23 protein-coding genes are annotated in these 18,225 nt (G+C 73.6%); 6 read left to right on the forward strand and 17 right to left on the reverse strand.

Annotation, left to right across the window (positions count from 1 at the left end; all coding sequences use genetic code 11):
- Positions 1–96 precede the first annotated feature (96 nt).
- The 9 genes from trpA to hisI form a co-directional block, all read right to left on the reverse strand.
- A complete protein-coding gene (gene trpA / locus ACP7TJ_RS07885) occupies positions 97–912 on the reverse strand; it encodes a tryptophan synthase subunit alpha (RefSeq protein WP_093766657.1) in 816 nt (271 codons plus the stop codon).
- On the reverse strand, positions 909–2,192 hold the full coding sequence (gene trpB, locus ACP7TJ_RS07890; protein ID WP_167742787.1) for a tryptophan synthase subunit beta: 1,284 nt from the start codon (positions 2,190–2,192) through the stop codon (positions 909–911). The genes trpA and trpB overlap by 4 nt, the downstream gene beginning before the upstream one ends.
- 124 nt (positions 2,193–2,316) lie before the next feature.
- On the reverse strand, positions 2,317–2,508 hold the full coding sequence (trpM, locus tag ACP7TJ_RS07895; protein WP_093766655.1) for a tryptophan biosynthesis modulator TrpM: 192 nt from the start codon (positions 2,506–2,508) through the stop codon (positions 2,317–2,319).
- A gap of 22 nt (positions 2,509–2,530) precedes the next feature.
- Positions 2,531–3,337: an indole-3-glycerol phosphate synthase TrpC gene (trpC, locus tag ACP7TJ_RS07900; protein WP_093766654.1), complete on the reverse strand. Its 807-nt coding sequence runs from the start codon at positions 3,335–3,337 to the stop codon at positions 2,531–2,533.
- Between the two features lie 119 nt (positions 3,338–3,456).
- Positions 3,457–3,891 (reverse strand): DUF2752 domain-containing protein, encoded by a 435-nt coding sequence (locus tag ACP7TJ_RS07905; protein WP_176710791.1) that lies wholly within the window; start codon positions 3,889–3,891, stop codon positions 3,457–3,459.
- A 76-nt stretch (positions 3,892–3,967) separates the two neighbouring features.
- On the reverse strand, positions 3,968–4,219 hold the full coding sequence (locus ACP7TJ_RS07910) for an HGxxPAAW family protein (protein ID WP_093766652.1): 252 nt from the start codon (positions 4,217–4,219) through the stop codon (positions 3,968–3,970).
- 109 nt (positions 4,220–4,328) lie between these two features.
- Positions 4,329–4,970, reverse strand: a complete 642-nt coding sequence (locus ACP7TJ_RS07915; protein WP_367460005.1) for a TIGR02234 family membrane protein — start codon at positions 4,968–4,970, stop codon at positions 4,329–4,331.
- Between the two features lie 42 nt (positions 4,971–5,012).
- On the reverse strand, positions 5,013–6,506 hold the full coding sequence (locus ACP7TJ_RS07920; RefSeq protein WP_167742789.1) for an anthranilate synthase component I: 1,494 nt from the start codon (positions 6,504–6,506) through the stop codon (positions 5,013–5,015).
- Positions 6,507–6,517: 11 nt separating this feature from the next.
- A complete protein-coding gene (gene hisI / locus ACP7TJ_RS07925; RefSeq protein ID WP_167742790.1) occupies positions 6,518–6,910 on the reverse strand; it encodes a phosphoribosyl-AMP cyclohydrolase in 393 nt (130 codons plus the stop codon).
- An 83-nt stretch (positions 6,911–6,993) separates the two neighbouring features.
- On the opposite strand from hisI, the gene ACP7TJ_RS07930 reads away from it, so the two are divergent.
- Positions 6,994–7,629, forward strand: a complete 636-nt coding sequence (locus ACP7TJ_RS07930) for a TIGR03085 family metal-binding protein (protein WP_427762601.1) — start codon at positions 6,994–6,996, stop codon at positions 7,627–7,629.
- A 23-nt stretch (positions 7,630–7,652) separates the two neighbouring features.
- A complete protein-coding gene (locus ACP7TJ_RS07935) occupies positions 7,653–8,051 on the forward strand; it encodes a VOC family protein (protein WP_427762603.1) in 399 nt (132 codons plus the stop codon).
- Between the two features lie 3 nt (positions 8,052–8,054).
- Here ACP7TJ_RS07935 and hisF read toward each other — a convergent pair whose 3' ends face one another.
- Genes hisF through hisD form a run of 8 tightly spaced genes read right to left on the reverse strand, consistent with a single transcriptional unit; the run spans position 8,055 to position 13,763 of the window.
- Positions 8,055–8,810 carry an imidazole glycerol phosphate synthase subunit HisF gene (hisF, locus tag ACP7TJ_RS07940; protein ID WP_093766646.1) on the reverse strand — a complete coding sequence of 252 codons (756 nt, stop codon included), beginning with the start codon at positions 8,808–8,810 and terminating at the stop codon, positions 8,055–8,057.
- Positions 8,807–9,211 (reverse strand): Rid family hydrolase, encoded by a 405-nt coding sequence (locus tag ACP7TJ_RS07945; protein ID WP_093766645.1) that lies wholly within the window; start codon positions 9,209–9,211, stop codon positions 8,807–8,809. Before ACP7TJ_RS07945 ends, hisF begins: the two co-directional genes overlap by 4 nt.
- Positions 9,208–9,933 carry a bifunctional 1-(5-phosphoribosyl)-5-((5-phosphoribosylamino)methylideneamino)imidazole-4-carboxamide isomerase/phosphoribosylanthranilate isomerase PriA gene (gene priA, locus ACP7TJ_RS07950; protein WP_093766644.1) on the reverse strand — a complete coding sequence of 242 codons (726 nt, stop codon included), beginning with the start codon at positions 9,931–9,933 and terminating at the stop codon, positions 9,208–9,210. Before priA ends, ACP7TJ_RS07945 begins: the two co-directional genes overlap by 4 nt.
- A 4-nt stretch (positions 9,934–9,937) precedes the next feature.
- On the reverse strand, positions 9,938–10,579 hold the full coding sequence (gene hisH / locus ACP7TJ_RS07955) for an imidazole glycerol phosphate synthase subunit HisH (protein ID WP_093766643.1): 642 nt from the start codon (positions 10,577–10,579) through the stop codon (positions 9,938–9,940).
- A 4-nt stretch (positions 10,580–10,583) separates the two neighbouring features.
- Positions 10,584–10,742, reverse strand: a complete 159-nt coding sequence (locus ACP7TJ_RS07960; RefSeq protein ID WP_033273033.1) for a hypothetical protein — start codon at positions 10,740–10,742, stop codon at positions 10,584–10,586.
- The gene (gene hisB, locus ACP7TJ_RS07965) at positions 10,739–11,332 is read right to left on the reverse strand and encodes an imidazoleglycerol-phosphate dehydratase HisB (protein ID WP_048456852.1); all 594 of its coding nucleotides are present in this window, start codon (positions 11,330–11,332) and stop codon (positions 10,739–10,741) included. Before hisB ends, ACP7TJ_RS07960 begins: the two co-directional genes overlap by 4 nt.
- Positions 11,329–12,441, reverse strand: a complete 1,113-nt coding sequence (locus tag ACP7TJ_RS07970) for a histidinol-phosphate transaminase (RefSeq protein WP_266396300.1) — start codon at positions 12,439–12,441, stop codon at positions 11,329–11,331. The genes hisB and ACP7TJ_RS07970 overlap by 4 nt, the downstream gene beginning before the upstream one ends.
- On the reverse strand, positions 12,438–13,763 hold the full coding sequence (hisD, locus tag ACP7TJ_RS07975) for a histidinol dehydrogenase (protein ID WP_167742793.1): 1,326 nt from the start codon (positions 13,761–13,763) through the stop codon (positions 12,438–12,440). Before hisD ends, ACP7TJ_RS07970 begins: the two co-directional genes overlap by 4 nt.
- Positions 13,764–13,955: 192 nt before the next feature.
- Here hisD and ACP7TJ_RS07980 point away from each other — a divergent pair, with 192 nt between their 5' ends.
- The 4 genes from ACP7TJ_RS07980 to ybaK all read left to right on the forward strand — a co-directional run bounded on the left by ACP7TJ_RS07980 (position 13,956) and on the right by ybaK (position 18,068).
- Positions 13,956–15,533: an oxidoreductase gene (locus ACP7TJ_RS07980; protein ID WP_093766640.1), complete on the forward strand. Its 1,578-nt coding sequence runs from the start codon at positions 13,956–13,958 to the stop codon at positions 15,531–15,533.
- 159 nt (positions 15,534–15,692) lie between these two features.
- Complete coding sequence (locus ACP7TJ_RS07985) at positions 15,693–16,772, forward strand: hypothetical protein (protein WP_367495977.1); 1,080 nt, start codon at positions 15,693–15,695, stop codon at positions 16,770–16,772.
- Between the two features lie 11 nt (positions 16,773–16,783).
- A complete protein-coding gene (locus ACP7TJ_RS07990) occupies positions 16,784–17,524 on the forward strand; it encodes an LON peptidase substrate-binding domain-containing protein (protein ID WP_093766638.1) in 741 nt (246 codons plus the stop codon).
- Positions 17,525–17,567: 43 nt separating this feature from the next.
- Positions 17,568–18,068, forward strand: coding sequence for a Cys-tRNA(Pro) deacylase (ybaK, locus tag ACP7TJ_RS07995; protein WP_167742797.1), 501 nt, complete (start codon positions 17,568–17,570; stop codon positions 18,066–18,068).
- The last annotated feature ends 157 nt before the right edge of the window (positions 18,069–18,225 follow it).

Below are 18,225 nucleotides of genomic sequence, written 5' to 3' on the forward strand. Positions count from 1 at the left end.
CAGAACGAACCGGGGAGGCGCCCAGCGCCTCCCCGGTCCCAGGTCCACCCGTACGAGGGACCCCGACGGCCGGCCGCGGACGGCCGACCGGTGCCGTCACAGCTGGCCGCGCACGCCCTTGGCCAGCTCACCGGCGAGGGTCCGGACCGCCTCGACGCCCGCGGCGTCGTCGGGCGCGTCCAGCATCCGCTTGACGAAGGCCGAGCCGACGATCACCCCGTCGGCGAACCGGGCGACCTCCGCGGCCTGCGCCGGGCTGGAGACGCCGAGTCCGACGCAGACCGGGATGCCGGTGGTGGCGCGGGTGCGCCGCACCAGGTCCTCGGCCTGCGAGCTGACCGACTCACGCGTGCCGGTGACGCCCATGAGCGAGGCGGCGTAGACGAAGCCGCTGCCGGCGGCGGTGATCTCGGCGAGCCGCTCGTCCTTGCTGCTGGGCGCGACCACGAAGACCGTGGCCAGCCCGTGCTTCTCGGCGTGCTCGCGCCACAGCGCGGACTCCTGGACCGGCAGGTCGGGCAGGATGCACCCGGCGCCCCCGGCCTCCGCCAGCTCGGCGGTGAACCGCTCCACGCCGTACCGGTCGATCGGGTTCCAGTACGTCATGACGAGGATCGGCGCGCCCGTGGCCGCGTGGGCCTCGCGCACCGTGCGCATCACGTCGGCGATGCGCACCCCGCCGCGCAGGGCGATGTCGTCGGCGGTCTGGATGACCGGGCCGTCCAGGACGGGGTCGCTGTGCGGCAGCCCCACCTCGACGACGTCCGCGCCGCCCTCCAGCGCCGCCTTGACCGCCTCGATTCCGCCGTCCACGGTCGGGAACCCGGCCGGGAGGTAGGCGATCAGGGCGGAGCGGCCCTCCTGCTTCGCCGCGGCGAGGGTGTCGCTCAGCAGCCGCACGTTCCCGCTCACTTGGCGTCCCCCTCGATCTCGGCGGTGCCGGAGGCGTTCTCCTCGACCTCGGCGTCCGTGTCGTACAGCCCGAAGTAGCGGGCCGCGGTGTCCATGTCCTTGTCGCCGCGCCCGGACAGGTTGACGACGATCAGCCCGTCCTTGCCCAGCTCCTTGCCGACCTCCAGGGCGCCGGCCAGGGCGTGCGCGGACTCGATGGCCGGGATGATGCCCTCGCTGCGCGACAGCAGGCGCAGGGCCTGCATGGCGGCGTCGTCGGTGACCGCGCGGTACTCGCCGCGGCCGCTGTCCTTGAGGTAGGCGTGCTCGGGGCCGATGCCGGGGTAGTCCAGGCCGGCGGAGATCGAGTACGGCTCGGTGATCTGGCCCTCGTCGTCCTGGAGGACGTAGGAGCGGGAGCCGTGCAGGATGCCGGGCTCGCCGGCGGTGAGGGTGGCGGCGTGCTCGCCGGTCTCGATGCCGTGTCCCGCGGGCTCGCAGCCGATCAGGCGGACGCCCTCGTCGGGGATGAACGCGTGGAACAGGCCGATGGCGTTGGAGCCGCCGCCGACGCAGGCGACCGCGGCGTCGGGCAGGCGCCCGGCGCGCTCCAGGAGCTGGCGGCGGGCCTCGACGCCGATGACGCGGTGGAAGTCGCGGACCATCGCGGGGAAGGGGTGCGGTCCGGCGACGGTGCCGAACAGGTAGTGGGTGCGGTCGACGTTGGCGACCCAGTCGCGGAACGCCTCGTTGATGGCGTCCTTGAGGGTGCGGCTGCCCGACTTCACGGCCACGACCTCGGCGCCGAGCATCCGCATCCGGGCCACGTTCAGGGCCTGGCGCCGGGTGTCGATCTCGCCCATGTAGATCGTGCACTCCAGGCCGAACAGGGCGCAGGCGGTGGCGGTGGCGACGCCGTGCTGTCCGGCGCCGGTCTCGGCGATGACGCGGGTCTTGCCCATGCGCTTGGTGAGCAGGGCCTGGCCGAGCACGTTGTTGATCTTGTGCGAGCCGGTGTGGTTCAGGTCCTCGCGCTTGAGGAAGATCCGGGCGCCGCCGGCGTGCTCGGCGAAGCGGGGGACCTCGGTGAGGGCGCTGGGGCGGCCGGTGTAGTGGGCCAGGAGGTCGTCGAGCTCACGGGCGAACTCGGGGTCGGCCTTGGCCTTGTCGTACTCGACGGCGACCTCGTCCACGGCGGCGACCAGGGCCTCGGGGATGAACTTGCCGCCGAAGGCGCCGAAGTAGCCCTCCGCGGAGGGGACGTGGCCCTCCGGGTCGGGGATGAAGAAGGTGCTGGGCATGCGTGTACCTCACGGTGAGTGTGTTGACGACACTGAGCGCCGTGGGGGCGGGGTGTCCGGGCCCGTGCGGGCTCGGTGCGGCTTGTCGCGCAGTTCCCCGCGCCCCTGTCCGGGGCGGGGGTGGTCAGGCCGCTGCGGGCCCGTGGTGGCTGAGCGCGCCGTTCCCCGCGCCCCTGACGGGGCGCTGCCATCGCCGTCCGTTCACCTGGCCCGGTTCGTCGCCGATGACATAGCGGACCCTGCGGCCGTGGACCCGGCGGGCGGGGGCACGGCAGCCGCGGGGCCGGCAGCCTCGTGCGAGTCGGGAGAGCGTCATCGGGGATCAGCCTGGCGAGGTCTCAGCGGCCGTGCCGGAGGGCCGGGTGCTCGCCCGCGGCCACCAGGTCGGCGACCGCCGTCTTCGGGTCCTTGCCGGTCACCAGGGACTCGCCGACCAGGACGGCGTCCGCCCCGGCGTTGGCGTAGGCGATCAGGTCGTGCGGGCCGCGCACGCCGGACTCGGCGACCTTCACCAGATGCGCCGGGATCTCGGGGGCGACCCGCTCGAAGGTGCCGCGGTCGACCTCGAGGGTCTTCAGGTTGCGCGCGTTGACGCCGATGACCTTGGCGCCGGCGTCGACCGCCCGCTCCACCTCGTCCTCGTCGTGCACCTCGACCAGCGGGGTGAGGCCGATCGACTCGGCGCGCTCGATCAGCGACTCCAGGGCGGACTGCTCCAGGGCGGCCACGATCAGCAGCGCCAGGTCGGCGCCGTACGCGCGGGCCTCCCAGAGCTGGTACGACGTGACGATGAAGTCCTTGCGCAGCACGGGGATGTCCACCCGGGCGCGGACGGCCTCCAGGTCGGCCAGCGAACCGCCGAAGCGGCGCTCCTCGGTGAGGACGGAGATGACGGCGGCGCCGCCCGCCTCGTAGTCGGCGGCGAGGCCTGCCGGGTCGGCGATCGCGGCGAGCGCGCCCTTGGACGGGCTGGAGCGCTTGACCTCGCAGATCACCTTGACGCCGTCGCCGCGCAGGGCGGCCACGCCGTCCTTGGCGGCGGGGGCCTTGGCCGCGCGCTCCTTGAGCTCGTCGAGGCTGACGCGCGCCTGCCGCTCCGCGAGGTCGGCACGGACTCCGTCGATGATCTCGTCGAGCACACTCACGCGAGCGGCCCCCTTCCTGACGGTCGGGCTTGGCTGGTTCCTGCGATGGTATCCGGAGCAGGGCGGATGCCCCGCATCCGGCTGACGCGACGTCCAGTACCTGGACGATCACCACTCGTTCACGGATGCAGCCAGCCGCCGAACGGCGTGTTCCTGAGCACCGTGAAGGCCAGCAGCAGCCCGCCCGCCGTCCACAGCACCGCGGGCGGCGGGTCGAGACGCAGCGGCCGGCCGCGCGCCGCCCGGATCACCCAGACGGTCCACAGCACGGCGAAGACGGCGTAGCCGAGGACGGCGGGGGCGTTGGCCTGGAGGGCGGCGGCCAGGTCGCCGTGGGCGACGGCGTGGGCGCTGCGCAGTCCGCCGCAGCCGGGGCAGTACAGGCCGGTGAGGCCCAGCAGCGGGCAGACCGGGTAGTGCCCGGGTTCGTTGGGGTCGACGGCGGCGACGTAGGCGAAGGCCGCGGCCACCGCGGCGAGCAGGCCGGCGGGGGCGGCCAGCCGGGCCGCCCGGCCGGGCACCGCGTGAGGGCTCGGGGCGTTCACAGGAGGCATTGTCCCCCGGACACGCCGCGGGGGCGGCTCCGGCTCACGGCCGGCCGCCGCCCCCGTACGGAGTGGTCCGCGGGGCTCAGCCCTGGGCGCGGGCCGGCTCGCGGTCGCCGGCGGTCGCGTGCACCGGGTGGTCGCTCTTCGGCTGGCCCAGCCCCATCGAGCGCATGACGGCGCCGACCACGCCGCCGAGGAGGACGACGCCCATGCTGGCCCAGAAGCCCACGGGCTGGTCCATCACCATGAACGCGCCCGCGGCGCAGAAACCGATGAAGGCGATGATGACACCGGTCCAGGCGGCCGGGGTGTGACCGTGGCTGCTGCCCGCCATTGCTTGCTCCTCGTTGCCGTGTGCGTGGGTGAGCGGGACGCTCGTCCCCATTGTCCCGCACACGCCGGGCCGCCGTGCGCCGGGGTCGGCCGCGGGCGGGTCGACCGGCTCAGGCGCCGGTGGGGTCCTCACCTCGGTCGAGGGCCTTCCAGAGCTCCTCGGGGCGGTCCGGGTCGGCGGGAGCGGCCGCCCGGCGCGGACGAGGGGCGCCGCTCCGCTCGTAGCGGCCGGACATGGCGGGCCACAGGCGTCCGTAGCGCAGCGCGAGCAGTCCGGCGACCAGGAGCAGGAGTCCGCCGACGGCGGCGACGTACGGCCACGCGGTGTGGGAGAGGGCGCCGACGGTCGCGGAGGCGTCGCCGGAGGCCTGTGCGGCCTTCTCGTCGAGGGCGGTGGAGTCCGAGGCGCCGAGCAGCGCGGCGGCGACCGTGCCGGCCCCGGAGAGGGCGAGCACGGCGGCGACGGCGAGCCGTCCGGCGCGGCGCACGGCGAAGACGGCGACGAGGGCGGCGAGCCCGACGACGGCCAGGGCGGCGGGCACGCCGGTGACGTCACTGCCCTTGGCGGTCAGCGGGAACGCGCCGCCGGCCACCGTCGCGGTGCCCTCCGACCACTCCTGCCGGGTGGCGAGCAGGGCCACGGCCGCGCCGAGGGCGCCGCTCAGCAGGGCGGCGGCGAGGCTCGTACGGCCGGCCCGGGAGGGGCCGGCGGGCTCGGGACGGGGGCTGGGTGCGGCAGTCACGCCCTCCACTATGGCGCGGACCCCGCGTGTCACGGCATCCGGGGGGCTGTGTCAGCCGTCACCCAGGCGGTTCGCGGTGTGGACGGCGCGCAGCACCGCGGCCGCCTTGTTGCGGCACTCGGTGTCCTCGGCGACCGGGTCGGAGTCGGCCACGACCCCCGCTCCGGCCTGCACGTACGCGGTGCCGTCGCGCAGCAGGGCGGTGCGGATGGCGATGGCCGTGTCGGAGTCCCCGGCGAAGTCGAGGTAGCCGACGCAGCCGCCGTACAGACCGCGCCGGGAGGGCTCGAGCTCGTCGATGATCTGCATCGCGCGGGGCTTGGGCGCGCCGGAGAGGGTGCCGGCCGGGAAGCAGGCGGTGAGCACGTCGAAGGCGGTGCGGTCGGCGGCGACCCGTCCGGTGACGGTGGAGACGATGTGCATCACGTGCGAGTAGCGCTCGATGGACATGAAGTCGACGACCTCGACGGAGCCGGGCTCGCAGACCCGGCCGAGGTCGTTGCGGCCGAGGTCGACGAGCATCAGGTGCTCGGCGCGCTCCTTGGGGTCGGCGAGCAGCTCGTCGGCGAGCGCCTGGTCCTCCTGCGGGGTGGCGCCGCGGTGCCGGGTGCCGGCGATGGGGTGCACCATCGCCTGCCCGTCCTCGACCTTCACCAGCGCCTCGGGCGACGAGCCGGCCACGTCGAAGCCGTCGAACCGGAAGAGGTACATGTACGGCGACGGGTTGGTGGCGCGCAGCACCCGGTAGACGTCCAGGGCGCTCGCCGTGCAGGGCGTCTCGAACCGCTGGGAGGGCACGACCTGGAAGGCCTCCCCGGCGCGGATGCGCTCCTTGACGTCCTCCACGGCCGCCTGGAAGTCGGGGCCGCCCCACAGCGCGGTGTACTCGGGCAGCTCGGACGGCGGCAGCACGGCCGGGGGCTGGGCGACCGGGCGGGCGAGGTCGGCCTCCATGGCGTCCAGGCGGGCCACGGCGTCCGCGTAGGCCTCGTCGACGCCGGTCTCCAGGTCGTTGTGGTTGATCGCGTTGGCGATCAGCCAGACGGAGCCCTCCCAGTGGTCCATGACGGCGAGGTCGCTGGTGAGCAGCATGGTCAGCTCGGGGAGTCGCAGGTCGTCCCGCTCGCCGGGGCCGATCTTCTCCAGGCGGCGCACGATGTCGTAGCCGAGGTAGCCGACCAGGCCGCCGGTGAAGGGCGGCAGGCCGAGGTCCTGGGCGAGGTCACGCGGGGTGTGCAGGGTCTGGAGGGTGGCGCGCAGCGCGGCGAGCGGGTCGCCGCCGAGGGGCACGCCGACGGGCGGGGTGCCCTCCCAGTGGGCCTGCCCGTCGCGCTCGGTGAGGGTGGCGGCGCTGCGCACGCCGACGAAGGAGTAGCGGGACCAGGAGCGCCCGTTCTCGGCCGACTCCAGCAGGAAGGTGCCGGGGCGCTCGGCGGCGAGCTTGCGGTAGAGCGCGACCGGGGTGTCGCCGTCGGCGAGGAGCTTGCGGGTGACCGGGATGACCCGGCGGTCGGTGGCGAGCTTGCGGAACGTCTCGAGGTCCATGGCGGCAGACCCTACTGATCGTCGGCGGGCACGCCGGTACCGGCGTCCTTCAGCAGCACGTCGGCGTCGAAGCAGGTGCGGTCGCCGGTGTGGCAGGCGGCGCCCACCTGGTCGACCTTCACCAGCACGGTGTCGGCGTCGCAGTCCAGCGCGACCGACTTCACCCACTGGAAGTGGCCCGAGGTGTCGCCCTTGACCCAGTACTCCTGGCGGCTGCGCGACCAGTAGGTGCAGCGGCCGGTGGTGAGGGTGCGGTGCAGCGCCTCGTCGTCCATCCAGCCCAGCATCAGCACCTCTCCGGTGTCGTACTGCTGGGCGATCGCGGGGAGGAGGCCGTCCGGGGTGCGCTTGAGACGCGCGGCGATCTCCGGGTCGAGGCCGCTGGGCCGGGGGGTGCTGGTCATGGGTCCATTCTGCCGCGCGCCCTCGGTCCTCCAGCGCGGTCGTCCACTGTCCGGACATGACGGCCCGCCGTAGGCTGGCTGGCATGTCGACCCATGCCAAGCGTGAACGACTCCTCCTGGCCGATCTGCTGGAGACCGCGGGCCCCGAGGCCCCCACCCTCTGCGAGGGCTGGACGACCCGGGACCTGGCCGCGCACGTGGTGGTGCGCGAGCGCCGCCCGGACGCGGCGGGCGGCATGCTGGTGAAGCAGCTCGCGTCGCGTCTGGAGCGGGTGACGGCGGAGTTCCTGGCGAAGCCGTACGACGAGCTGATCGGGCTGATCCGCACGGGCCCGCCGCGGTTCTCCCCCTTCTCGCTCAAGCAGATCGACGAGATGTCGAACGTGATCGAGTTCTACGTCCACGCCGAGGACGTCCGCCGGGCGCAGCCGGACTGGACGCCGCGCGAGCTGGACCCGGTGTTCCAGGACGCCCTGTGGTCGCGCCTGGAGCGTTCGGCCCGGCTGATGGGCCGCGGGGTGCCGACGGGTCTGGTGCTGCGCCGCCCGGACGGACAGACCGCGGTGGCGCGCCGCGGGGCGCCGGTGGTGACGGTGACCGGGGAGCCGTCCGAGCTGGTGTTGTTCGCGTACGGCAGGCAGAGCGCCGCGAAGGTGAAGCTGGACGGCGACGAGAAGGCGATCGCCGAGCTGCGTGCCACCAAACAGCTCGGCATCTGATCCGTTCCGGAAAGGCGCAGCTCGTGATCAAGGTCGCCATGACGAGTGTGTACGTGGAGGACGTGGCCAGGGCGCACGCCTTCTACACCGGGGTGCTCGGTTTCGAGACCCGCACCCATGTGGACCCCGGCGGCGGCACGCCGTTCGTCACCGTGGGCGCGCGGAAGGGCGCCCAGCCGGATCTGGAGCTGCTGCTGGAGCCGGGCGACGGGCCGATCGCGGAGCCCTACCGCCGCGCGGTGCGGGAGGCGGGGCTGCCGTCGATCGTGTTCTCGGTGGACGACCTGCGCGCGGAGTTCGAGCGGCTGCGCGGGGAGGGCGTCCACTTCGTCCGGGAGCCGGAGAAGCAGGGCCCCGTGCTGACCGCGCTGCTGGACGACACGGTCGGCAATCTGATCCAGCTCACGCAGCCGCTCGGCTGAGGCTCACCGCACCGGGTGGCCGGCGTCCTTGAGGGTCTGCTTGACCTCGCCGATGCGCAGGTCGCCGAAGTGGAACACCGAGGCGGCCAGCACCGCGTCCGCGCCGGCGGCGACCGCGGGCGGGAAGTCGGCGAGCTTGCCGGCGCCGCCGGAGGCGATCACCGGGACCGTGACGTGCTTGCGCACGGCGGCGATCATCTCCAGGTCGTAGCCGTCCTTGGTGCCGTCGGCGTCCATGGAGTTCAGCAGGATCTCGCCCGCGCCCAGCTCCGCCGCGCGGTGCGCCCACTCGACGGCGTCGATGCCGGTGCCGCGGCGGCCGCCGTGCGTGGTGACCTCGAAGGTCCCGCCCTCGGCGCGCCGGGCGTCGACCGAGAGGACGAGCACCTGGCGGCCGAACCGCTCGGCGATCTCACGGATGAGGTCGGGCCGGGCGATGGCGGCCGTGTTCACGCCGACCTTGTCGGCGCCGGCCCGCAGCAGCTTGTCGACGTCCTCGGCGGTACGCACGCCGCCGCCCACGGTGAGCGGGATGAACACCTGCTCGGCGGTGCGGCGGACCACGTCGTAGGTGGTCTCGCGGTTGCCGGAGGACGCGGTGATGTCGAGGAACGTCAGCTCGTCGGCGCCTTCGGCGTCGTACACCTTGGCCATCTCGACGGGGTCGCCCGCGTCGCGCAGGTTCTGGAAGTTGACGCCCTTGACGACCCGGCCGCCGTCCACGTCCAGGCAGGGGATGACTCGGACCGCCAGGGTCATGAATCCACGGCTCCTCTGAATGCTTCGAGTTCCACTGAGACCAGTACGCGCGAGTCGACGAAGCCCTCGACCACCAGCAGCGTGGTGACCGGACGGACCGCGTCGAACAGCTCCTTGTGCGCGCGGCAGGCCGCGTCCACGTCCCGCGCGTGGGCGAGATGGAGGCGGGTGCGGATCACCGACCCGGCGTCGAGCCCGAACTCCGCGATCGCCTCCAGCGCGCTGGTGAAGGCCACCTTGGCCTGTTCGTACGGGTCGCCCTCCCCGTACAGCACGTCGCCCCGGAACGCGGTGGTGCCCGCGACCAGGACGAGGTCGCCGGCCGCGACGGCGCGCGCGGAGCCGAGGATCTCCTCCCAGGGGTTCCCGCTCTGCACGCGCCGCACGGATTCCGACGTCATCGGGACACAGCCTCCAGGGCCTCTTCCAGGGTGAAGGCCTTGGCGTACAGGGCCTTGCCGACGATGGAGCCCTCGACGCCCAGCGGGACCAGCTCGGCGATCGCCCGCAGGTCGTCCAGCGAGGACACCCCGCCGGAGGCGACGACCGGGCGGTCGGTGGCGGCGCACACGTTCTTCAGCAGCTCCAGGTTGGGGCCCTGGAGGGTGCCGTCCTTGGCGATGTCGGTGACGACGTAGCGGGCGCAGCCCTCCTTGTTGAGACGGTCCAGCGTCTCGTACAGGTCGCCGCCGTCGCGGGTCCAGCCGCGGCCGCGCAGGGTGGTGCCGCGCACGTCGAGGCCGACGGCGATCTTGTCACCGTGCTCGGCGATGACCTTGGCGACCCACTCGGGGGTCTCCAGGGCGGCCGTGCCGAGGTTGACCCGGGTGCAGCCGGTGGCGAGGGCGGCGGCGAGGGTGTCGTCGTCGCGGATGCCGCCGGACAGCTCCACCTTGATGTCCATCGCCTTGGTGACCTCCGCGATCAGCTCGCGGTTGTCGCCGGTGCCGAACGCGGCGTCCAGGTCGACCAGGTGCAGCCACTCGGCGCCGGAGCGCTGCCAGGCGAGCGCGGCCTCCAGGGGCGAGCCGTAGGAGGTCTCGGTGCCGGACTCGCCGTGCACGAGGCGGACGGCCTGGCCGTCGCGGACGTCGACGGCGGGGAGGAGTTCGAGCGTGGCCATGTCTCTACAGGGTTCCGATCCAGTTGTGGAGGAGCTGGGCGCCGGCGTCGCCGGACTTCTCGGGGTGGAACTGGGTGGCCCACAGGGAGCCGTTCTCCACGGCGGCCACGAAGGGCTTGCCGTGGGTGGTCCAGGTGACGAGCGGGGCCTCCATGGCCGGGTTCGTGGTCTCGAGCGACCAGTCGTGGACGGCGTAGGAGTGCACGAAGTAGAAACGCGCGTCCTTGTCCAGACCGGCGAACAGCCGGGAGCCCTCCGGGGCGTCCACGGTGTTCCAGCCCATGTGAGGGACGACGTCGGCCTGGAGCGGCTCGACGGAGCCGGGCCACTCGTCGAGGCCCTCGGCCTCGACGCCGTGCTCGACGCCCCGGGCGAAGAGGATCTGCATCCCGACGCAGATGCCCATGACCGGGCGGCCGCCGGCCAGGCGGCGGTCGACGATCCAGTCGCCGCGGGCCTCCTTGAGGCCCTTCATGCAGGCGGCGAAGGCGCCGACGCCGGGCACCAGCAGCCCGTCGGCGTTCATCGCCGTGTCGAAGTCGCGGGTGATCTCGACGTCGGCCCCGGCGCGCGCGAGGGCGCGCTCGGCGGAGCGGACGTTGCCGAAGCCGTAGTCGAAGACCACGACCTTCCTGGTGGTGCTCAAGGGCTCACACCTCCATTTGCAGCAGGCCCGTGACGATGCACAGCGCGGCGCCGACGGACATCAGCGTGATCAGGCTCGTGGGCATCTTCTGCTTCACGAAGGAGATGATCCCGCCGACGAAGAAGAGGCCGACGACGATCAGGACGGTGGACAGCCCGTTCACAGCGCGCCCTTCGTGGAGGGCAGGATGCCGGCCGCGCGCGGGTCACGCTCGGAGGCGTAGCGCAGGGCGCGGGCGAGGGCCTTGAACTGGCACTCCACGATGTGGTGGGCGTTGCGCCCGTAGGGCACGTGCACGTGGAGCGCGATCTGCGCCTGGGCGACGAAGGACTCCAGGATGTGCCGGGTCATCGTCACGTCGTACGCGCCGATCATCGGCGCCATGTTCTCGGGCTCGGTGTGCACGAGGTAGGGGCGGCCGGAGAGGTCGACGGTGACCTGGGCGAGGGACTCGTCCAGCGGGACCGTGCAGTTGCCGAAGCGGTAGATGCCCACCTTGTCGCCGAGCGCCTGCTTGAAGGCGGCGCCGAGCGCGAGCGCGGTGTCCTCGATGGTGTGGTGGGAGTCGATGTGCAGGTCGCCCTCGGTCTTCACGGTGAGGTCGAACAGACCGTGCCGGCCGAGCTGGTCGAGCATGTGGTCGTAGAAGCCGACCCCGGTGGAGATCTCGGTCTTCCCGGTGCCGTCGAGGTCGATCTCGACGAGCACGGAGGTTTCCTTGGTGGTGCGTTCCACGCGTCCTACGCGGGTCATGCGCTGTGCTCCTTCTTGATCTCACGTACCGCGTCGAGGAACGCGTCGTTCTCGGCCGGGGTGCCCGCGGTGACCCGCAGCCATCCCGGTACGCCGTTGTCCCGGACCAGGACGCCCCGGTCGAGGATCTGCCGCCATACGGCGTGGGAGTCCTGGAAGCGGCCGAACTGGACGAAGTTGGCGTCGGAGTCGGTCACCTCGTAACCCAGGGAGCGCAGTTCGGCGACCAGCCGGTCCCGCTCCGCCTTCAGCTGCTCGACGTAGCCGAGCAGGGTGCCGGTGTGCTCCAGCGCGGCCAGCGCGGTCGCCTGGGTGATCGCCGACAGGTGGTACGGCAGCCGCACCAGCTGGACGGCGTCGACGACCGCGGGGTGCGCGGCGAGGTAGCCGAGGCGCAGTCCGGCCGCGCCGAACGCCTTGGACATGGTGCGGGAGATCACCAGGTGGGGGCGTCCGTCGAGCAGCGGCAGCAGCGAGTCGCCGTGGCTGAACTCCACGTACGCCTCGTCGACGACCACGATCGACGGCCGGGCGGCCTGCGCGGCGTCGTACAGCGCGCGCACCGTGTCGGCGGGGACCGCGTTGCCGGTGGGGTTGTTGGGCGTGGTGACGAAGACGACGTCGGGCCGGTGCCCGGCGATCGCCTTCTCGGCCGCGGGCAGGTCGAGGGTGAAGTCCTCACGTCGCGGGCCGGAGATCCAGCCGGTGCCGGTGCCGCGCGCGATCAGCGCGTGCATCGAGTACGACGGCTCGAAGCCGAGCGCGGTGCGGCCGGGTCCGCCGAAGGTCTGCAGCAGCTGCTGGATGACCTCGTTGGAGCCGTTGGCCGCCCAGACGTTCTCCAGGGCGACCGGGTGGCCCGCGGTCTTCGTCAGGTACTCGGCCAGCCTGGTGCGCAGCTCGACCGCGTCCCGGTCGGGGTAGCGGTTGAGGTGCCGGGCGGCCTCGCGGACCCGCTCGGCGATCCGCTCGACCAGCGGCTCGGGCAGCGGGTAGGGGTTCTCGTTGGTGTTGAGCCGTACGGGGACGTCCAGCTGGGGCGCGCCGTAGGGGGACTTGCCGCGCAGCTCGTCCCGTACGGGGAGATCGTCGATGCTCACGTCGCTCACTTGGTCTCGGGCACCTTCCAGCCGAACCTGGCCTTGATCGCCGCGCCGTGCGCGGGCAGGTCCTCCGCCTCCGCCAGCGTGACCACGTGGTGCGCGACCTCGGCGAGGGCGTCCTCCGTGTAGTCGACGACGTGGATGCCGCGCAGGAAGGACTGCACGGACAGGCCCGAGGAGTGGCAGGCGCAGCCGCCGGTGGGCAGCACGTGGTTGGAGCCGGCCGCGTAGTCGCCGAGGGAGACCGGGGACCAGGGGCCGATGAAGATCGCGCCGGCGTTGCGCACCCGGTCGGCGACCGCGGCGGCGTCGGCGGTCTGGATCTCCAGGTGCTCGGCGCCGTAGGCGTCGACGACCCGCAGGCCCTCCTCGACACCGTCGACGAGCACGATCGCGGACTGCTTGCCGCTCAGGGCGGGCGCGATCCGGTCGTCGACGTGCTTGCTGGCCTTGACCTGGGGCTCCAGCTCCTTGACCACCGCGTCCGCGAGGTCCGTGGAGTCGGTGACCAGGACGGCGGCGGCCAGCGGGTCGTGCTCGGCCTGGCTGATCAGGTCGGACGCGACGTGGACCGGGTCGGCCGTGGAGTCCGCGAGGATCGCGATCTCGGTCGGGCCGGCCTCGGCGTCGATGCCGATCTTCCCGGTGAAGTAGCGCTTGGCTGCGGCGACCCAGATGTTGCCGGGGCCGGTCACCATGTTCGCGGGCGGGCAGGACTCGGTGCCGTACGCGAACATCGCGACGGCGGTGGCGCCGCCGGCCGCGTACACCTCGTCGACGCCGAGCAGGGCGCACGCGGCGAGGATCGTCGGGTGCGGCAGCCCGCCGAAGTCGGCCTGGGCCGGGGAGGCGAGCGCGAGGGACGGGACGCCGGCCTCCTGGGCGGGCACCACGTTCATGATCACGGAGGAGGGGTAGACGGCCCGGCCGCCCGGCGCGTAGAGGCCGACGCGGTCGACCGGCACCCACTTCTCGGTGACCGTGCCGCCCGGCACGACCTGGGTGGTGTGGGTGGTGCGGCGCTGCGCGCGGTGGACCAGGCGGGCCCGGCGGACCGACTCCTCCAGGGCGGCGCGCACGGCCGGGTCGAGCTCCTCCAGCGCGCGCTCCAGCGCGGCGGCGGGCACCCGGACCTGGTCGAGCCGCACGCCGTCGAAGCGCTCGGCGAAGTCGATCAGCGCCGCGTCGCCGCGATGATGCACGTCCTCGCAGATGGGCCGCACCTTCTCCAGGGCGGCCGCGACGTCGAAGTCGGCACGGGGCAGCAGGTCACGCAGGGCGGGGCCCTCGGGGAGGGCGTCGCCGCGCAGGTCGATTCGCGAGATCACGTGCTCAATTCTCTCAGACCCGCCCCGGAGGACGTCCGCCCGTTCCAGTGGCTGATACATCACGCTCGTCGTGACGGTCCGCGCTCGTTTTCGAGATCCTCTTCACTTTCCGTGTTCAACACCTCACCGTACCGGGCATGAACGGCTGTACGACGCGATGAACCGGTGAGTAACGGGGAGGAGGGGAGTTCCGTGGCCGAAGGGGCGGGACCGCACGACGGCGAGCCGCCGGAGGACCTGACCGCCGCGGAGGCGGGGATGTGGCAGGCCTTCCGCAACGGCAGCGTGTACGACCTGAGCTGCGGCGACACGGTGGTCGACGATCCGCACGGAGGACACCCCTGGGGACCCGAGCGCACGGTGCGGGCCCGGGTGGTCTGCTGGCTGCTGCTGGACGGCCCGCCCCCGCTGGCCGGCCGCGTCTCCTCGCTGAAGCTGGTCGGGGTGCGGATCAGCGGCCCGCTGGACCTGGCCGGGGGCACGGTCGAGCCGTACGTGGAGATGCACGGCTGCCGTTTCGAGCGGGACGTGCTGCTGCCGGAGGCGCGGTTCACCACGCTGCGGCTGGTGGACTGCTCCATACCCCGGCTGGAGGCCGCCCGGCTGAGCACCGAGGGCGATCTGCATCTGCCGCGCTGCCGCTTCCTCGGCGGCATACGCCTCACCGACGCCCGGATCGGCACGGACCTGCTGCTCAACCAGGCGGTCGTGCACCGCGACCGCAGCGGCCGCTCCATCGCCGCGGACGGGATGAACGTCGGCCAGGACCTCCAGGCGGAGATGCTGGAGTCGTACGGCGAGCTGAGCCTGCGCGGCGCCACCGTCGGCGTGTCGCTGAGCCTGCGCGGCGCCCGGCTGGTCAACCCGCACGCCCGGCTCGCCCTGAACGCGCCGCAGCTGACCGTGGAGCGCTCGCTGTACCTCACCCCGGCCGGGGTGGGGGCGCACGCCCGCAGCGGCATGACGCCCGCGCAGGGCACGCGCATCCAGCGGTTCGAGTGCGAGGGCGGTGTCCGGCTGGACGACGGGCGGTTCGGGGACGCGGTCGACTTCGAAGGGGCCGTGCTCACCTTCACCGACGAGCAGGAGCTGTCGCTGCGACGGGTGCAGACGCCGGAGCTGCGGTTCCTCGGGCAGCGGCCGGCGCGCGGGCGGGTGGTGCTGTCGGGGGCGCGGGTGGTGAACCTGATGGACCGGGCGGACAGCTGGCCGGGCCCGGGCCGGCTGCACATGGGCGGCTTCGCCTACGAGAACCTGGTGCCGCGCGGCCCGTTCCCGCTGACGCTGCGGCTGCGCTGGGTGGACGCGGCCAGCGCCGAGTACACGCCGGAGCCGTACGAGCGGCTGGCGGCCGTGCTGCGGGAGAGCGGGGCGGACGAGGACGCCCGGGAGGTGCTGCTGGCCAAGCAGCGGCGGCGCCGCGAGAGCCTGCCGCTCGCCGCGAAGCTCTGGGGCTACGCGCAGGACTGGACGGTCGCCTACGGGTACCGCCCCGGCCGGGCGGCGGTGTGGATGGCGGTGCTGTGGGCGGCCGGTTCGGTGGCCTTCGCGCGGGCCGACCATCCGCCGCTGAAGGCGGGCGAGCACCCGGACTGGAACCCGGCGCTGTTCGCGCTGGACCTGCTGCTCCCGGTGATCGACCTGGGCCAGGTAGGCTTCTGGCAGCTGCGCGGCGGCTGGCAGTGGCTGTCGACGGCGTTCATCCTCCTGGGCTGGATCCTGGCGACGACGGTGGCCGCGGGCGCGACCCGCACCCTGCGACGCACGTGAGGTCGGCGCCCCTCCGGGGCACGCGTGTGACAGGGGTGGCGCACAACAACCCGCGCGCCCCGAGGAGCCCACCGTTTTTACCGGCCCTTGACCGACCCCGGTACAACTTTCCACAAGTTCCGCGTGGACTCTGGCGCGCCCGTGACCTGCGGTCTTTCAATGGTCGACACCATGGCTCTGCTGCACGCGTTCACCCGCACGTCCCGGGTGCGAGGAAAGCGGACGGGCACCCCGTCGCCCCTCGCTCCGGTCGCGCTGCCCGCCGACGACGAGGTGCTCCTCGACGTGCCGGACGACGCCCTCGGCCGGGCGCTGCTCGGAGCCGCCGCGGGCGACCCCGCGCCGGCGGCCGACCTGCTCCTCGCCACCCGCCGTCAGGCCGCGTGGGAGCACCGCGACCGCTATGTGCGCCGGCTCGCCGCCTTCGCGCGGGCGCGGCCCGAGTGGCTGGACGTCTGGCGGGCCCGCGCCCCACGTGACGCGGACGCGCTGCTGGTGGACGCCCAGCGGGCGGTGGACCGGGTGTGGGACTCGCCCGCCCGCGCCGAACTGCTGCGGGAGGTGAGCCCGCTGATCACCGCGGCCGCCCGCGCCGACCACCGCGACCCCGTGCCCTGGCGGCTGGCCCTGGACCACGCGCGCGGCGCGCGGGCCGGCCACACGTACTTCGAGGAGCTGTGGGAGGCGGCGGTGCGCCGCGCCCCGCACCATCACGGCTGCCATGTGGCCGCCCTGCGCTACCTGGCGTCCTCCTGGCACGGCTCGCACCGCGAGTGCTTCGACTTCGCCGACACGGCCGCGCAGGACGCGCCGGAGGGCTCGCTCACCCAGGCGCTGCCGCTGCGGGCGGCGTTCGGCTACCTCACCGACGGCTGCGGCCCGGCGGTCGAGCGGGGGCGGCTGGACGCGGCCGCCGACCGGGCGGTCGCCCTGTCCGCGCGGCTGCCGTCGGCCCAGCCCTGGCCGGCCGAGCTGCGCAACCTCCTCGCGTACGTCCTGGTCCGGCTCGGTCGCCGGCAGGACGCGCTGGAGCAGTTCCGGCTGACCGGCCCGTACGCCGCCTCGTTCCCCTGGGACCGGGACGCCGACGATCCGCTCGGGCGGTTCCTGGAGGTCCGTCAGGAGGTGCTGCGGGCGGTCGCGTCGGGCGCCGAAACGGCCGGAACGGACGCCTCCGCCGCCCTGTCCGGGAGTCCGGGGAGCGAACGGCGCCGACGCCCGGAGCCCGGCGGCCATTAGGCTCTAGCGTCGTGACCACCGTCCGGCTTCCGCTCTTCCCCCTGAACACGGTGCTGTTCCCGGGGCTCGTGCTCCCGCTCAACGTCTTCGAGGAGCGTTATCGCGCCATGATGCGCGAGCTGTTGAAGACCCCGGAGGACGAGCCACGGCAGTTCGCCGTGGTGGCGATCCGGGACGGCCACGAGGTGGCGCCGAGCGCCCCCGGGCTGCCCGACCCCACGGCCGTGCCCGAGCGGGGCCCGGCGGCCGGCTTCGGCGCGGACCCGCTGCGCGCCTTCCACAAGGTGGGGTGCGTCGCCGACGCGGCGACGGTCCGGGAGCGGCCCGACGGCAGCTTCGAGGTGCTGGCGACCGGCACGACCCGGGTGCGGCTGCTATCGGTGGACGCCTCAGGACCCTTCCTCACGGCCGAACTGGAGCGGCTGGAGGAGGAACCGGGCGAGGAGGCGGGGACGCTCGCGGAGGGCGTGCTGCGGGCGTTCCGGCAGTACCAGAAGCGGCTGGCGGGGGCGCGGGAGCGGTCGCTGACCTCGGACACGGAGCTGCCGGACGAGCCCAGCGTGGTGTCGTACCTGGTCGCCGCCGCGATGATGCTGGACACGCCGGCGCGGCAGCGGCTGCTCCAGGCGCCGGACACCGCGTCCCGGCTGCGGGACGAACTGAAACTCCTGCGCACGGAGACGGCGATCATCCGTAGTCTTCCGTCGTTGCCCGCGTCGGAGCTGACGCGGGCGCCGACCAGTCTCAACTGACGCGTGCCCCACGCGTACCGACGCTTGCGGAGCGGCGACCGGCATGGCCAAGAAGTCCAAGAAGCAGCAGTCCAACGGCACGCCCGCCACGGTGGCGCTCACCGCGGCCGGGGTGCCGTTCACGGTGCACTCCTACGACCACGACCCCTCCCACCCGAGCTACGGCGAGGAGGCGGCCGAGGCGATGGGCGTCTCCCCCGACCGGGTCTTCAAGACGCTGGTGGCGGACGTCGACGGCGCCCTGACCGTGGCGGTGGTGCCGGTCGCGGGCCAGCTCGACCTCAAGGCGCTCGCCTCGGCGGCCGGCGGCAAGCGGGCGTCGATGGCCGACCCCGCGCTGGCGGAGCGCACCACGGGGTACGTGCGGGGCGGCATCTCGCCGCTGGGCCAGCGCAAGAAGCTGCCGACGGTGCTGGACGCGTCGGCGACCCGCCACGGGACGATCTGCGTCTCGGCGGGCCGCCGCGGCCTGGAGGTGGAACTCGCCCCCACGGACCTGGCTCGGCTGACGTCGGCGGTCCTGGCCCCGATCGGCCGGGTCTAGCCAGGCCGCCCCGGCGCGGCCTGTTCCGCACCTCGACGGCTCCCCCGCCCTCGGCTATGTACGGAAGGCATGTCGAAGCGGACGCGCAAGCGCAGATGGCGGATCAGGAAGAGGCGGGCCAACCACGGGCGGCGGCCCGCCTGAGGGGAGGCGTGGT

It is taken from the genome of Streptomyces sp. DSM 41931 (genome assembly GCF_050271085.1).
In the GTDB taxonomy this organism is placed as follows: domain Bacteria; phylum Actinomycetota; class Actinomycetes; order Streptomycetales; family Streptomycetaceae; genus Streptomyces; species Streptomyces albogriseolus.

Coding starts and splice junctions, on each gene's coding strand:
- ACP7TJ_RS07985 (WP_367495977.1), top strand. CDS start 15,693: ATGGTCGACACCATGGCTCTGCTGCACGCGTTCACCCGCACGTCCCGG.
- trpB (WP_167742787.1), bottom strand. CDS start 2,192: ATGCCCAGCACCTTCTTCATCCCCGACCCGGAGGGCCACGTCCCCTCC.
- hisB (WP_048456852.1), bottom strand. CDS start 11,332: ATGACCCGCGTAGGACGCGTGGAACGCACCACCAAGGAAACCTCCGTG.
- priA (WP_093766644.1), bottom strand. CDS start 9,933: ATGGCCACGCTCGAACTCCTCCCCGCCGTCGACGTCCGCGACGGCCAG.
- ACP7TJ_RS07920 (WP_167742789.1), bottom strand. CDS start 6,506: ATGGACCTCGAGACGTTCCGCAAGCTCGCCACCGACCGCCGGGTCATC.
- ACP7TJ_RS07910 (WP_093766652.1), bottom strand. CDS start 4,219: ATGGCGGGCAGCAGCCACGGTCACACCCCGGCCGCCTGGACCGGTGTC.
- ACP7TJ_RS07930 (WP_427762601.1), top strand. CDS start 6,994: ATGTCGACCCATGCCAAGCGTGAACGACTCCTCCTGGCCGATCTGCTG.
- trpM (WP_093766655.1), bottom strand. CDS start 2,508: ATGACGCTCTCCCGACTCGCACGAGGCTGCCGGCCCCGCGGCTGCCGT.
- ACP7TJ_RS07905 (WP_176710791.1), bottom strand. CDS start 3,891: ATGCCTCCTGTGAACGCCCCGAGCCCTCACGCGGTGCCCGGCCGGGCG.
- ACP7TJ_RS07945 (WP_093766645.1), bottom strand. CDS start 9,211: ATGACGTCGGAATCCGTGCGGCGCGTGCAGAGCGGGAACCCCTGGGAG.
- hisI (WP_167742790.1), bottom strand. CDS start 6,910: ATGACCAGCACCCCCCGGCCCAGCGGCCTCGACCCGGAGATCGCCGCG.
- hisF (WP_093766646.1), bottom strand. CDS start 8,810: ATGACCCTGGCGGTCCGAGTCATCCCCTGCCTGGACGTGGACGGCGGC.
- ybaK (WP_167742797.1), top strand. CDS start 17,568: ATGGCCAAGAAGTCCAAGAAGCAGCAGTCCAACGGCACGCCCGCCACG.